Consider the following 14,501-nt stretch of genomic DNA (forward strand, 5'->3'; position numbering starts at 1 on the left):
GCCTCCGTTGAGTGACGGAGCCACCTTAGCGCCATCGTCCCGAAAAACTTACGAATTCTGCTGACGGGATGCTGAAAATACCTCTGGGCGACGAGGCGCATCGGGAGGCAAAATCAGGCGGACCTCTGTCCAGCTTGGCGTGTCGGCATGCGATGAGGTGATGGCCAGCTCCCAGCCCTGCAGCTCACAGACGCGTTGCGCGATCGCCAGCCCCAGGCCGCCGGTCTCGGTCGGGCTGCTGGACTTCAGGTCGGTCCGGCCATCGCGCCACTCTCGAAGCCTGGCGAGCCGCTCGGCGGGGATGCCGGGGCCGTCATCGTGGAATCGCAGCGTCGCCGGTTGTGCGAGGCCGACGGTCAGGGTGGCGGGGGCGGCGTGCTCGATCGCGTTGCGCAGCAGATTGCGCAGCACGATGAGCAGCGCGTAGGGATCGAGCCGGCAGACGCTGCCGGGCGGGACCCGATTCAGCAGTGTGAGTCCCCGGGCCTGGGCCGTGGGCTGCATGGCGAACCAGGCCTCGTCCAGAGCGCCGGCCAGATCCACGGACTGGATGCGGGCAGGATCGATGCTGTTCATCGCGACGGCCCCCGACAGGCTGGCGGCCGCCGCATCGATCTGGGTCAGCATGCGTTGCAGCCGCTCGCACAGCGGTGAGTCGGACGCTGTTTCCAGCAGGGCCATTTCGACGTCCGTGCGCAGCGCCGCCAGGGGTGTACGCAGCTCGTGGCTCAGATTGGCGGCGAATTGACGCTCGAACGCCATCGAGCGGTCGACGTGATCCTGAAGGCAGTTGAAGGCCTCGATCAGTTGAGCGGCTTCGTCTCCGCGTGGCGCGGGCGCGGGCGCGCCGCCGCGGCTCCAGGCGGACAGACGCTCGGAGACGATGCCGATGGGGGCCACGACGCGGCGCGCCAGACGACGCGCCAGCAGCCACGCGCATATCAGGGCCGCCACGGCCCCCGCCGCCAGCACCCCGCCAAACGCCCGCACGCGGTCTTCATGGGCCGTGGCGTCGTAAAGGACGTAGAGCCGGCCCTGGGGAACCGCCTCGACCCAGGTATGCCAGGTGCGGCCGTCACGATGCAGCTCGCGGGCGCCCGCGGCCTGGTCGAACAGATCGTCCTCGGGCGGGCGCGCGTCGGCCGGCAGGACCCAGGCCTGGATCCTGCCGCCATCGCTGGCCCGGGCCGACAGGACGGTGGATGGATTTCGCTGGGCCCGCAGGTCGTCGCGCAGCGCCTGCACCTGGCCGGCCAGCACCTCGTCGACCAGGTCGTCCTCCATCTGGGCGAACGCCTCATAGGCGAGCAGGCAGATGACGAGCAGGAATAGCGCGACCGAGCCGGTCAAGGCCCAGGTCACACGATTGGCGAGCGACATCGGCCGCACGGCGCTCAGTCCGGTTGGCGGCTGCTGGCCAGTCGCCATCCCTGCCCCGGGACGACGACGATATCCGGCCCGCCGGCCTCGCGCAGGCGCCGGCGCAGCAGATGCACTTGATCGTGCAGGGCGCGCTCGGACGGCGGCCCGTCCGGCCACAGCGTGTCCTTCAGCCGCGCCTGGGACACCGGGCGGCCCGGCGTGCCCAGCAGCAGCTCCAGCAACAGCACCGATTTGCGCGGCAGCGGCAGGGCCTTGTCCCCGACGGTGGCCGCGTGCGTGCGGGGGTCGTAGCCGAGGTCTCCGAATACCGCGACCTCGGGTTCGTGCCCGCGTCCGCGGCGCAGCAGCACCCGCAGGCGCGCGACGACTTCGGCCAATGCGAAGGGCTTGATCAGATAGTCCTCGGCGCCGTGCTCGAAGGCGAGCAGCTTGTCCTCCATGCGATCCCGTGCGGTCAGAACCAGCGTCGGGCAGCGCAAGCGTTCGTCGCGCTGCATGGCGCGCAGCAGGTCCATGCCGCTCATTCCCGGCAGGCCCAGGTCCAGCACCATTGCCTCGAAGCCCGCTGCGCTCAGCATGGCCAGCGCCCCCTGGCCGTCATAGGCCGCATCCGGCGTGTAGCCCTGGCGTTCGAGGTAGCCGTAGAGATTCGCGGCGATCGTGGGGTCGTCCTCGACGATCAGGATGCGTGCGCTGGGCATCGGGGGCGATCCGGCTCGGCCGCCTGTCGGGTCAGGAGACCCGCGCGGCCTGCTGCAGCGCCTGCGCCAGATCCGCCTTCAGGTCGTCGACGTGTTCCACGCCCACCGACATGCGCACGAAATTGGGTTCGATGCCGGCGGCCCGCATGTCGGCCTCGGTCATCGAGCTGGCCCACATCGAGGCCGTGTGCACGGCCAGGGTCTCGACCCCGCCCAGGCTGACGGCCTGCGTCGCCAGACGCAGGGCCGAGACGAAGCGCTGGGTGGCATCGAACCCCCCACGCAGCGAATACGCCACCACCGCGCCGTAGCCTGTCATCTGGCGCGCGGCCAGTGCATGCTGCGGATGGCTGGCCAGGCCCGGATAATAGACCTTTTCAATCTCCGGCCTCGACTCGAGCCATTGCGCCAGGGCCAAGGCGTTGGCGTTGATGCGTTCCATGCGCAGGGGCAGTGTGCGCAAGCCGCGCAGCAGCAGCCAGGCGTCCATGGGCGAGAGCACGGCGCCCAGCGTGACATGCATGTGCCAGATCTGCTCGGCCAGGGCCTCGCTGCAGCAGATCGCCCCCGCCATCAGGTCGTGGTGGCCGCCCAGGTACTTCGTCGCGCTGTGCACCACGATGTCGATCCCCAGGTCGTGCGGGCGCTGGTTCAGCGGCGAGGCGAAGGTGTTGTCGGCGATGGTCAGAATGCCGCGTTCGCGCGCCAGCGCGGCGACCGCCGCCAGGTCGGTGATCGACAGGGACGGATTGACGGGGGTTTCCAGCATGATCAGCCGTGTGTCCGGGCGCAGTGCGGCGCGCAGCCCGTCCAGGTCGGTCTGATCAAAAAAGCTGACCTCGACGCCATAGCGGGTCAGGACGTCGGAAAACAGTTTCGACGTGCTCATGTAGTGGCGCTGCTGGGCCACGACGTGGTCGCCCGCCTTGAGCAGGGCCAGGACGGTGGTGCAGATCGCGCCCATGCCCGAGCCGGTCAGCAGCGCGGTCTCGGTGCCTTCGAGCTCGGCGAGGATGGCCTCGACGCGCTTGTGCACGGGATTGCCATGGCGGGTGTAGAAATTGGCCGGCCGGGGCGTGGTGGAGATCTCCGCGAACTGTTCCGCGGTATCGGCGCGAAACGTGGCGCTGTAGTGGATGGGGGCGACGACCGCGGCATCCGTGGCGAATGCGGCATCGCCGTGCAGCACCGTGGTTTCCCGATGCCAGTCGGGAAGGTTCGCGCAATCGCGCCGGGGGGCATTCATGGGGGCTCCTGTGGGCTTGGATGGGATAGCGCCCATCATACGCCCGCCGCCCCCAGCGCTATAGATAGGGACTGGCGAGCCAGATGACACGGTTGCGCAGCCGCTTGATGAAGGGGATCGCCGCCAGGGACTCGCGCGTGACGGCCTCGGCGTCGGCGATCTCGCGGTCGATGCGTGCCTCGATCTGGCCGGCCAGCTGCGGGTCGTAGACCTCCATGTCGAGCTCGAAATTCAGGCGCAGGCTGCGGGGATCCAGGTTCGAGGAGCCCACGTAGGACCAGCCGCCGTCGATGGTCAGGAGCTTGGAGTGGTTGAAGGTCGAGCGGCTGCGCCAGATGCGGCAGCCACCGGCCAGCACCTGGTCGAGCTGCGCGGTCATGGCGTAGTTCACCAGGCGCAGGTTATTGCGTCCGGGGATGACGATGTCGACCTGGATGCCGCGCCGCGCAGCCGTATTGAGCGCCCCCATCAGAATCTGGTCGGGCAGGAAATAGGGCGACTGGATGCGCACGTGGCGCTGGGCCACGGCCAGCGCGCCCAACAGGACGTTGTGGCTGGCGGCGATGAAGCGGTCGGGGCTGGAGCGCACGCAGCGGGCCGGTACGTGCGGCGCGGGCACGTCGGGGCTGGTCACGCACCATTCCTCGATGGGCAGTCGTTCGCGTGTGGTGAATTCCCAGTCGTTGGCGAACACGGCGAACAACTGCGTGGCCACGGGACCTTCGATGCGGAAATGCGTGTCGTGGGTCGCATGGCTGCCGGCCAGCGAGGCCATGAAGCCCTCGCGGATGTTCATGCCGCCGGTGAAGCCCAGGTGGCCGTCCACGAACAGGATCTTGCGATGGCTGCGCAGGTTGGCGTAGGGCATGCGCAGGCCCAGGGGGTTGGTCATGAACAGCTCCGCCCGGATGCCGTTGCGCAACAGCAGGCGGATGATCGGCGGATGCGAGTACTTGGAGCCGATGGCGTCGATCAGGACGCGGATCCTGACGCCCCGCTGGTGGGCGGCCCGCAGCGCCTCGGCGAAGCGCAGGCCGATGCGGTCGTGGTCGAAGATATAGGTCTGCAAGGCGATGCAATGCTGCGCGCCGTCGATGGCGTCGATCATTGCCGGGTAGGCCTCGTCGCCGCTGTCCAGCAGGGTGATCCGGTTGCCGTCGTGCAGGGGAAAGCGGCTGATGCGGTCGCAGAGCACGCGCAGCGATGCGAACTGCGGGCCGGCCCGCGAGGCGACGTCGGTGAAGGGCCTGCGGGCATGGTTGACGTAGTCCTTGATGCTGCGGCTGCGCTGGATCGACAGCTGGTCGTGGCGGATGCGGTTGATGCCCGCCACCAGGTACAGGACGGGGCCCACCAGCGGCGACATCAGAATCACCCCGACCCAGGCGATGGCGGCGCGCACGTCGGACTTGTTCATGGCGGCATGGATTGCCGCGGCGGCGCCGATGCCCAGCGACGCCAGCGCGGTCACGTGGGGCCAGTACTCGGCCAGGAAGGCGGTCAGCGCATCCATGGCGGTGTTCAGGCGCCGGGCGGCGTGCCGGGCCGCTGGACCAGGGAGTCGAACCAGTCGGCATTGGGCGCGCCCTGGCTAGCGTACGACTGGGCGGTCGAGTGCGCGCGCCAGACGCCGCCGCCGATGCCGGGGACCGGGCGGACCCGATACCAGAACCAGCGGCCGTCCGCGTCCTGCGCGGCCCAATTCCAGCCTTCGGGGGCCGCGGACCAGTCGGGTGCGGGGGGCGTGTCCTGCATGGCGATCCTTCGGTACGTCGCAAGAGGTCCGGGCGTGGACCTGCGGGTTCCCGCAGTTTACCCGGCCCTCAGCAGATTTTGCCGGATCTTGTCGTAGCCGAGGTTGAACAGGAAGCCGTAGGGCAGGTAGAACAGTACGAATCCGATGTCCAGCACCAGCGCGTGCCAGATCGAGACCTCGAGCCACCAGGCCACGAAGGGGATGGCGATGAGGATCAGGCCGAATTCGAAGCCGAAGGAATGCGCGATCCGGACCCGATAGCTGCGCTCGAATCCCCATCGCGCCTGGAGGCGGTCGAAGAGCCAGTTATAGAGCATGTTCCAGAGCACCGCCATGGTGGCGATGACGGCGGTCAGCACGCCCATGTCGAATATGGACTCGCCCGTGATCCAGGCGGCCGCGGGCGCCGAGATGCCGATGGCGAGGACTTCGAAGAGCAGGGCGTGGATAAGGCGTTCCGAGGGACTGCGTTCGTGGATCTGCATGGAGAGGGCTGGGATGGCGGTGTCGTCACCGCGAACTCGCGCATCAAGCGGGGTCGTCCTCGCTTGCGAGGCCTGACGGGCCTCTGGTCTCCTGAACTGGCGCCGAAACAGGGCCTTGAAGGAATTTTGGGGTGACCGATGGGGCTCGAACCCACGACAACCGGAATCACAATCCGGGACTCTACCAACTGAGCTACGGTCACCGCCGGCTCGGAAAAACGGGCAGGTATCCCGTCAGACCGAAGAATGGCGATTCTAGCATGAACCGGGGCGGTTTTGTGCCGCGCGCGGCAGCCCTTGATCACCGGCGCGTTTTCCTTCATGTTATGGTTGAACCCGGCACCGCGCGGGCGATGTCGGGACCTTCGCCGCGAACCGGGTGCCGCGTCTCGTCCTCGGGGCATGGCGCCAGTTACACAGGAATGCGCTCATGGCACAAATATTCGTCGTACACCCCGAGAATCCGCAATCCCGGCTGCTGCGCCAGGCCGGAGAACTCCTCGCCGAGGGCGGCCTGGTGGCCGTCCCCACTGACTCCAGCTATGCCGTGGTGGCCCGCCTGGACGACAAGGCGGCCGCCGACAGCCTGCGCCGGCTGCGCGGCCTCGACGATCGCCACCACCTGACGCTGCTATGCCGCGACCTGGCTGAAATCAGTCATTTCGCGCGCGTCGACAATGCCCAGTACCGCCTGCTCAAGATGGCGACCCCGGGGCCCTGGACCTTCATCCTCGAGGCCACGCGCGAGGTGCCGCGGCGGGTGTCGCACCCGTCGCGCAAGACCATCGGCATCCGCGTGCCCGACCATCGCGTCGCCCTGGCGCTGATCGAGGCGGCGGGCTCGCCGCTGATTTCCACGACGCTGATCCCTCGGGACGAGGAATTGCCTCTGAACGACGCCCAGGATATTTTCTCCCGCTACGAGCACGAGCTCGCCGCGGTGGTCGACGGCGGCCCCTGCCCCTTCGAGGCCACTACAGTCATCGACCTGACGGGCCCGGCCCCGCAGGTGGTGCGCCGGGGGCGCGGCGACCCGGCGACCCTGGGCCTGGCTTGATACTCGCGAAACCCGCGCCGGCGGGTCGGATCCCGGCGGCTGTCCGGCACGGAGCACCATGGAATCCTTGATCCAGACCATTACGGTCTACGCATTGCCGGTCCTGTTCGGCATCACCCTGCACGAGGCGGCGCACGGCTACGTCGCGCGCATGTTCGGCGATCCGACGGCCTGGCAGGCGGGGCGCATCAGCCTCAACCCCCTGCGGCATATCGACCCGATGGGCACGATCGTGGTGCCTATCGTGCTGCTGTTCACCTCCAAGCTCATGGGCGGGGGCGGCCTGCTGTTCGGCTGGGCCAAGCCGGTGCCCGTCGACTGGGGCCGCCTGCGCCGTCCCAAGCGCGACATGCTCTGGGTCGCGCTCGCGGGCCCGGCCTCGAATCTCGTCATGGCGGTCCTCTGGGCCATTTCCCTGCGCCTGATGGCGGGCACGGGAATGGCCGGCGGCGAGGGGGACTTCTGGGTCCGCATGGCCATCGCGGGTGTGCAGGTCAATCTGATCCTGATGGCCTTGAACCTGGTGCCCTTGCCGCCGCTGGACGGTGGCCGCATCGTCTTCAGCCTGCTGCCGCCGCGTCTGGCCTGGCAATACTCCCGGATCGAGCCCTACGGCCTGGTGATTCTGATCGTCCTGATGTTCACCGGCGTGCTGTGGGTGATCCTGCGGCCGCTGCTCGCCTTCGGCCAGTTGATCGTCAACGCTTTCCTGTGAGCCCGGACTATTCATCCGGTACACTGGCAGCTTTATAATCGGGGCCTCGTATCCCCAGATGCTCAGGAGGCAGCGCTCATCATGGCCCGCTCGGATTCATCCTCCCCCACCTTCCAGGGCAGCATGGTCGCGCTCGTGACGCCCATGCACCCCGACGGACGACTGGACATGGAGGCCTTCCGGAAATTGATCGACTGGCACGTCGAGCAAGGCACCGACGGCCTGGTGGTGGTCGGAACCTCGGGCGAATCGCCCACCGTGACGGTGGACGAGCAGGCCGAGCTGATCGCGATCGCCGTGCAGCACGCGGCGGGCCGGATTCCCGTGATCGCCGGCACCGGCGGCAACTCGACCGCCGAGGCGATCGAGCTCTCGCACCACGCCAAGGCGGCGGGCGCGGCCGCGGGCCTGTCGGTGGTGCCGTACTACAACAAGCCGACCCAGGAAGGCCTGTACCAGCATTTCCGCAGTGTGGCCGAGGCGGTCGACCTGCCGTGCATCCTGTACAACGTGCCCGGGCGCACGGTGGCCGACCTGTCCAACGACACCATCCTGCGGCTGGCGCAGGTGCCCGGCATCGTCGGCGTCAAGGACGCCACCGGCAACATCGGCCGGGGTGCCCAGCTCATCGCCGAGGCGCCGGCCCATTTCCAGGTGATCAGCGGCGACGATCCGACCGCCGCGGCCCTCATCCTGATGGGGGGGCGCGGCAACATCTCGGTGACGGCCAATGTCGCCCCGCGCCTCATGCATGAATTGTGCGCCGCCGCATTGCGTGGCGACGCAGCCGAGACCCGCCGCCTGAACGCCCGGCTCAGCGCGCTCAACCGCGTGCTGTTCCTCGAAGCCAATCCCATCCCCGTCAAGTGGGCGGTGGCTGAAATGGGCCTGACCCAGCTCGGCTATCGCCTGCCCTTGACGCCCCTGGACCCCCAGTACCGCGCCGTCGTGCGCCAAGCCCTGATTGATGCAGGTTCTCTCTGAATGAAGACAAAACGCACGCCGACCCCCTGGGTCCAGACGGCTCTTGGATTGAGCCTGCTGGCGCTGGCCGGTTGCTCCACCCTGGGGCAATTGACCGGCCAGTCCGAGTCCATCGAATACAAGAGCACGGTCTCCGGCGACCCCCTGGTCATTCCGCCGGACCTGACCAAGGCCAACCAGAGTCCGCATTACCAGGCGCCCGAAGGAACGGCCCGCCTCAGCGACTATGCCGCCAGCCGCCAGGCGCAGACCAACGTCTCCCCCGCGGACCGGGTCCTGCCGCAGCAGGCCGGGATGCAGGTCATGCGCGACGGCGCGCTGCGCTGGCTGGTCGTCGATCAGCCGGCCGAGACGCTGTTCCCCAAGGTGATCGAATTCTGGGGCGAACAGGGCTTCACCATCCAGTCACAGGATCCGCGTGCGGGGCTCATACAGACCGACTGGGCTGAAAATCGCGCCAAGATCCCCGAGGGCTGGCTGCGCAGCGCCCTGGGCAACGTCATCGACCAGGTGTTCGACAGCGGTGAACGCGATCGCTTCACGACCCGTATGGAGCGGGCCAACGGCAAGACCGAGATCTACGTCAGCCACCAGCACATGGAGGAAACGCCCACCGGCGATGGCGCCGGCTTCAAATGGGTGTACGGCAAGGAGGATCCGGGCCTGAATGCCGCCATGCTGGCGCGCCTGATGGTCTACCTGGGCGCCAGCGAGCAGCAGGCGCAGGCCCGGCTGGCGTCCGCGGGCGACGAGGCCGCCCCGGTGGCGGCGGCGCAAATCGGCGCGGGCGAGGCCGCTCTGAGCCTGAACGAGCCCTTCGACCGGGCCTGGCGGCGCGTGGGCGTCGCCATCGACTCAGCGCGATTCACCGTCGAGGACCGCAACCGCGAGCAGGGCGACTACTACATCCGCTATCTGGATACGGACACGGGTGAAAAGATCGAGCAGCCCAATATGTTCGGCCGCCTGTTCGGGTCGCGCAACACCGCCGAACCCCTGAAGCTCCGCGTCCACGTCGCCCAGGACGGCACCGGCACCCGGGTGACCGTGCTCGACGAGGCGGGCCAGCCCAAGACCGACGCCACCGCGCAGCGCATCATGACGGTGCTGTCCAAGCACCTCAACGAGACGCGCTGAGGCGGCGTCCCGGCCCTGTCCCGCGCCAGCGGGGCGGGGCCGCAAGGGGCCCGCGTCGGGGGCTTAGGCGGCCGCCAGGCGGGCGGTCGCCGCGGTCGCCGGCTCGCCGTCCAGGATCTCTCCGAACCAGGCCAGTTCCCGTCCCAGGGCGGCCACTTCGCCGACGATGATCAGGGCGGGCGAGCGGATGGCGTGCCGACGCGCCTGGTTCTCGACGTTCTCCAGTGTCGCGTACAGCGCCCGCTGTCCGCTGCGCGAACCGTTTTCCACGATGGCGCAGGGTGTGTCCGGCGCAAGACCGCCGGCCAGCAGCTGCGCGCGCAGGCCCGCCAGGCGCTCCACGCCCATGTAGTACGCCCGCGTGCGCCCGGATTCGGGCTCGGCGTCGGCGCACGCCCCGCCGCGGCGGTGTGCGGTGGCCAGGGTCAGCGACTGGGCGTGGTCGCGGTGGGTCAGCGGAATGCCGGCGTAGGCGCCGCAGGCGAGGGCGGCCGTGATGCCGGGAACCACCTCATAATCGATGCCGTGCCGCCGCAGGTGCTGCAGTTCCTCGCCGCCGCGCCCGAAGACCAGGGGATCGCCGCCTTTCAGGCGCACGACGCAGCGGCCTTGACGGGCGTGCGATACCATCAGTGCGTGGATGCGGGCCTGGGTGGCCTCGTGTCGGCCGCCGGGCGCCTTGCCTACGTCGATCAGCAGGGCGTCGCGCCGCGCCAGGGACAGGACCCCGGCATCGACCAGGCGATCGTGCAGGATGACGTCCGCCTCGTTCAGGGCGCGCAGGCCGCGCAAGGTCAACAGGCCGGGATCGCCGGGGCCGGCGCCGACCAGCAGCACCCGGCCACGCGGCGGCGCCGCCGCCTGCGCCAGTGCCTCGTCGAGCAGGCGTTCGGCCTCGTCGGGCCGGCCGCGGCGCAGGGCGCCCAGGACCGGACCGTCCAGCAGCCAATCGTAGAATGCCCGGCGCGCCCGCAGGCCCGGCCGGGCCGCGCGGATGGCGGGCCGCCGGCGTCGGGCCAGATCGGCCAGTGCGCCCAACGAGTGATCGAACAGGGATTCGATGCGCTCGCGCAAGCGGCGCGCGATCACCGGCGCGCTGCCGCCCGAGGAAATGGCGATCGTCACCGGCGACCGGTCCACGATGGCCGGCACCTGGACGCTGGACAGCTCGGGATCATCGACCACATTGCAGAACAGGCGGCGCGCAGCGGCAGCCTCCGAGACCTTGCGGTTGAGTGCGCGATCGTCGGTGGCGGCGATGGCCAGCCAGGCGTCGTCCAGCCAGGCGGGATTGAATTCTCCCAGGCGCAGGTCGATCTCGCCGGCGTGGGCGCGCGCCAGTACGCGGGGATGGGCCGCGCGCGCGCCCACCACGACGCGGGCGCCGGCGGCCAGCAGCAGGGCGATCTTGCGATCGGCGACGGGGCCGGCGCCAACGACCAGCACGCGGCGGCCTTTCAGGTCGGCGAACAGGGGGAAGTGATTCATACGGTCGGGGTGTGCGCCGTGATGGCCTGTGTGCGCACCAGAAAATCGCCGAAACCCTCGCCGGACTCGCGGCGCGCGGCGTATTGTTCGAACACGGCGTCCAGGCTGGACAGGATCGCCGCCTCGTCGATGTTCTCGCGGTACAGGACGTTCATGCGCTCGCCCGTGAAATCCGCGCCCAGGCGCAGGTCGTAGCGGCCCAGCGCGCGCCCGACCAGCGCGATTTCGCCCAAGTAGGGCCGCGAGCAGCCGTTCGGACAGCCCGATATCCGCAGCAGGATGGGCGCATCGGCCAGGCCGTGTTTCTCGAGCAGGGCCTCCAATTTGGCCAGCAGCACGGGGGCGTAACGCTCGCTCTCGGCCATGGCCAGGCCGCAGGTGGGCAGCGCGACGCAGGCGATGTGGTGGCGGCGGATGCCGCTTTGCTCGCGATAGCCGTCCAGCCCATAGTCCTCGACCAATGCGTCGATGGCCGGGCGGTCGGCCTCGTCGACGTTGGCGATCACGAGATTCTGGTTGCAGGTCATGCGGAACTCGCCCTTGAGGATCCTGGCGATCTCGCGCATGCCGGTCTGCAGGCGCAGGCCCTCGCGGTCCCACAGGCGGCCCGAGGCAATGTACAGCCCCAGGTGCCAGCGGCCGTCCTCGCCCTGGGACCAGCCGTAGCGGTCGCCGTTGCGCTCGAAGCGATAGGGTCGCGGCGCGTGCAGCGTCCGGCCGCTGCGGGCCTGGATCTGTTCGCGAAACCAGTCCACGCCCAGCCGGTCGACGGTGTATTTCAGGCGCGCGTGCTGGCGCGCCTGGCGGTTGCCGTGGTCGCGCTGCAAGGTCACGACGGCTTCGGCGACTGCGATCAGGTCGTCCGGCGCGACGAACCCCATCAGCGATCCCAGACGCGGATAGGTGGTGGGGTCGCCGGCGGTGGCCCCCATGCCGCCGCCGACGGCGACGTTGAAGCCCAGCAGCGCGCCGCCCTCGATGATGGCGATCAGGCCCAGATCGTTGGCGAATACGTCGCAGTCGTTGGTGGGGGGAATGGCGATGCCGATCTTGAACTTGCGCGGCAGGTAGGTCGCGCCGTAGATCGGTTCCTCGTCGAGCGCCTCGGAGACCTGCTCGCCGCCCAGCCAGATTTCCGCGTAGGCGCGGGTGCGCGGCAGGAAATGATTGGACAGGCGCAGCACCCACTCCTGGACGAGGGCGTGCTGGCTGGACAGATGGGGGTTGACCGCGCTGACCACCTGGCGGTTGACGTCGCCGCAGGCGGCGATGGTCGTCGCCCGCGCGTCGCGGATGCCCTGCATGAAGGCACGCAGGTCGCGCTTGACGATGCCGTGCCACTGGAAGGTCTGGCGCGTGGTGATGCGCAGCCCCCGCGTGGCGTACCGGCTGGCCAGCGCATCCAGCGCCAGCCACTGGGCGGGGCTGACGACGCCGCCGGGCAGGCGCGCGCGCACCATGAAGGCGTAGGCGGGCTCCAGCTTCTGCTTGCGCCGTTCCTCGCGGATGTCGCGGTCGTCCTGCATGTAGCTGCCGTGGAATTTCAGCAGCTTGGTGTCGGATTCGGGGATGGCGCCGGTGACCGGGTTTTCCAGCTCGCGGGCGATGGTGCCGCGCAGGAAATTGCTGGCGGCCTTGATGTCTTCCAGGGGGGACAGCGGTGAAATGCTCATGGGATCCTGCGTGGGTGGGGATTCAATAGACGTCGCGCGCGTAGCGGCCCTGCGCGGCCAGTTCGTCGAGCCATTGCCGGGCGCCTTCCTCGTCCAGGCCGCCCTGGTCGCGGGCGATCTCCAGCAGCGTGGCATGCACGTCGCGCGCCATGCGGGTCGCGTCGCCGCAGACGTAGACGTGGGCCCCGCCCTGGATCCAGTCGTAGACCTCGGCGCCGCGCTCGGCCAGGCGATGCTGGACGTAGACTTTCCCGGCCTGGTCGCGCGAGAACGCCAGGTCGATCCGCTGCAGGGCGCCCGCCTTCAGGGCCTGCTGCCACTCGGTCTGGTAGAGGAAATCGCTGCCGAAGTGGGGATTGCCGAAGAACAGCCAGTTGCGGCCCGCCGCGCCGGTCTCGGCGCGCGCCTGGATGAAGGCGCGGTAGGGGGCCACCCCGGTGCCCGCGCCGATCATGATGATGTCGCGCCCCGGATCGGCGGGCAGGCGAAAGCGCGTGTTCTCCTCGACGAATACCGGCGCTTTGGCGCCTTCGGGCAACTGGCTGAGAAAGCGCGAGGCCACGCCCCAGCGGTCCTCGCCCTCGCGCTCGAAGGCCACGTTCGCCAGCGTCAGGTGGACCTCGTCCTCGGCGACGGCGGCGCACGAGGCGATGGAATACATGCGCGGCGCAAGGGGGCGCAGGGCGGCCACCAGTGCGTCGGCCGGCCAGCGTGCGGGCCAGGCACGCAGGGCGTCGATCAATTGGTGGCCGGCCATGTAGGCGGCCAGCGCCTCGCGCGACTCGGGGCGCAGCAGGGTGTGGAGCCCCTCGTCGCCGGCGCGCTCGGCCAGCGCCTGCAGGAACGGCCGCGTCAGTACGGTCAGTTCCCGGTGGCTGCGCAGCCATTCGCCTAGCGGGCGTGTCGCGCCCTGGTGTTCGACCGGCGCGGCGGCGTCCAGCCCCGCGGCCTCGACCACGCGCGCCACCAGCGCCTCGTCCTGCACCGGCCAGACCCCCAGGGCGTCGCCCGGTTCGTAGTGCAGGCCGCTGCCTTCCAGGGACAGCTCGAGGTGGCGGATGTCCTTGTCGCTGTCGCGACCCGTGATGGGCTGGTTCAGCAGCAGTTCGGCGTGGAAGGGCTGGTCGCGGGTGACCTTGCCGGGCTGGACCCGCAAGGGCGTGACGGTCGCGCCGGCCGGCGCCTCGGCGGCCTTCAGCTGCTGGCGGGCATGCGCCAGGGCGGCGTCCTGCCACGGCGAGGCCACGGTTTCGATGTCCAGGTCGGCGGCGCCCGCCTCTTGCAGGCGTTCGGCCCCCAGTTCGGCCAGGCGCTCGTCGATTTTTTGCGAGATCCCGCAGAACGAGGGGTAGCTGGAGTCGCCCAGGCCCAGGACCGCGTATTTGAGCTTGGGCAGCTTGGGGGCGCGCTTGCCCAGCAGGAACTCCACCAGCGCGATCGAGTCATCGGGCGGCTCGCCGTCCCCCTGGGTGCTCATGACGATGTAGAGCAGTTGCTCTTCCTTGAGCTCGCGCGTGGGGTACTGGTCGGCGCGCACCAGGCGGGCCTCCAGGCCTTGCCCCTGCACGCGCTGCAGCAGGCCCTCGGCGATGCGCTTGGCGTTGCCGGTCTGGCTGCCGTACAGAATCGTCAGGCGCCGCGCGTTGGCGGGCGCGGCGGCGACCGCCAGCGGCGCCGGGGCGCGGGCCGATTGCCGGCCTTGCGCCACGCCGGCGAAATAGCCCGACAACCAACTGAGGGCCTGGGGCTCCAGGCTGTCGGCCAGGTCGGTGATCAGGGCATGTTTGGCTTCGGGCAAATAGGTCGGCGCGAGCATGGCGGTGGCCTTGTCGGTTCATCAAGCTCCTCATTCTATGGAGAGCCTTGGCTGGCGTGA

General features: G+C 69.4%; 13 protein-coding genes and 1 tRNA gene. 4 read left to right on the plus strand and 10 right to left on the minus strand.

What is annotated here, in order from left to right:
• Positions 1–48: 48 nt before the first annotated feature.
• From OOZ48_RS04590 to OOZ48_RS04620, 7 genes are all read right to left on the minus strand, one after another.
• A complete protein-coding gene (locus OOZ48_RS04590) occupies positions 49–1,428 on the minus strand; it encodes a sensor histidine kinase (RefSeq protein WP_269496069.1) in 1,380 nt (459 codons plus the stop codon).
• Positions 1,395–2,084: a response regulator transcription factor gene (locus OOZ48_RS04595; protein ID WP_269496070.1), complete on the minus strand. Its 690-nt coding sequence runs from the start codon at positions 2,082–2,084 to the stop codon at positions 1,395–1,397. Before OOZ48_RS04595 ends, OOZ48_RS04590 begins: the two co-directional genes overlap by 34 nt.
• Before the next feature lie 31 nt (positions 2,085–2,115).
• The gene (locus tag OOZ48_RS04600) at positions 2,116–3,330 is read right to left on the minus strand and encodes a trans-sulfuration enzyme family protein (RefSeq protein ID WP_269496071.1); all 1,215 of its coding nucleotides are present in this window, start codon (positions 3,328–3,330) and stop codon (positions 2,116–2,118) included.
• A gap of 58 nt (positions 3,331–3,388) precedes the next feature.
• Positions 3,389–4,843 (minus strand): phospholipase D-like domain-containing protein, encoded by a 1,455-nt coding sequence (locus tag OOZ48_RS04605; RefSeq protein WP_269496073.1) that lies wholly within the window; start codon positions 4,841–4,843, stop codon positions 3,389–3,391.
• 8 nt (positions 4,844–4,851) lie between these two features.
• On the minus strand, positions 4,852–5,085 hold the full coding sequence (locus OOZ48_RS04610) for a hypothetical protein (RefSeq protein ID WP_269496075.1): 234 nt from the start codon (positions 5,083–5,085) through the stop codon (positions 4,852–4,854).
• Positions 5,086–5,142: 57 nt separating this feature from the next.
• Positions 5,143–5,571: a multidrug/biocide efflux PACE transporter gene (locus OOZ48_RS04615; protein ID WP_269496077.1), complete on the minus strand. Its 429-nt coding sequence runs from the start codon at positions 5,569–5,571 to the stop codon at positions 5,143–5,145.
• A 127-nt stretch (positions 5,572–5,698) separates the two neighbouring features.
• Positions 5,699–5,774, minus strand: a tRNA-His gene (locus tag OOZ48_RS04620).
• Positions 5,775–6,001: 227 nt separating this feature from the next.
• Here OOZ48_RS04620 and OOZ48_RS04625 point away from each other — a divergent pair.
• The 4 genes from OOZ48_RS04625 (at position 6,002) to bamC (ending at position 9,464) form a co-directional block, all read left to right on the plus strand.
• Positions 6,002–6,628: an L-threonylcarbamoyladenylate synthase gene (locus OOZ48_RS04625; RefSeq protein WP_269496079.1), complete on the plus strand. Its 627-nt coding sequence runs from the start codon at positions 6,002–6,004 to the stop codon at positions 6,626–6,628.
• Between the two features lie 58 nt (positions 6,629–6,686).
• Complete coding sequence (locus OOZ48_RS04630) at positions 6,687–7,343, plus strand: site-2 protease family protein (protein ID WP_269496081.1); 657 nt, start codon at positions 6,687–6,689, stop codon at positions 7,341–7,343.
• A gap of 81 nt (positions 7,344–7,424) precedes the next feature.
• Entirely contained in the window at positions 7,425–8,327 is a 903-nt protein-coding gene (dapA, locus tag OOZ48_RS04635) for a 4-hydroxy-tetrahydrodipicolinate synthase (protein WP_269496083.1), read from the plus strand.
• Positions 8,328–9,464, plus strand: a complete 1,137-nt coding sequence (bamC, locus tag OOZ48_RS04640; RefSeq protein WP_269496086.1) for an outer membrane protein assembly factor BamC — start codon at positions 8,328–8,330, stop codon at positions 9,462–9,464.
• A 63-nt stretch (positions 9,465–9,527) separates the two neighbouring features.
• Here the strand turns inward: bamC and cysG are convergent, their stop codons facing one another.
• The 3 genes from cysG to OOZ48_RS04655 are packed head-to-tail and all read right to left on the minus strand — an operon-like array spanning position 9,528 to position 14,441.
• The gene (gene cysG / locus OOZ48_RS04645; protein ID WP_269496088.1) at positions 9,528–10,952 is read right to left on the minus strand and encodes a siroheme synthase CysG; all 1,425 of its coding nucleotides are present in this window, start codon (positions 10,950–10,952) and stop codon (positions 9,528–9,530) included.
• Positions 10,949–12,625 carry an assimilatory sulfite reductase (NADPH) hemoprotein subunit gene (gene cysI, locus OOZ48_RS04650; RefSeq protein ID WP_269496090.1) on the minus strand — a complete coding sequence of 559 codons (1,677 nt, stop codon included), beginning with the start codon at positions 12,623–12,625 and terminating at the stop codon, positions 10,949–10,951. The genes cysG and cysI overlap by 4 nt, the downstream gene beginning before the upstream one ends.
• Before the next feature lie 22 nt (positions 12,626–12,647).
• Positions 12,648–14,441, minus strand: coding sequence for an assimilatory sulfite reductase (NADPH) flavoprotein subunit (locus OOZ48_RS04655; protein ID WP_269496092.1), 1,794 nt, complete (start codon positions 14,439–14,441; stop codon positions 12,648–12,650).
• Positions 14,442–14,501 lie beyond the last annotated feature (60 nt).

The organism is Castellaniella sp. S9, from assembly GCF_027257175.1.
Lineage (GTDB): Bacteria > Pseudomonadota > Gammaproteobacteria > Burkholderiales > Burkholderiaceae_B > Castellaniella.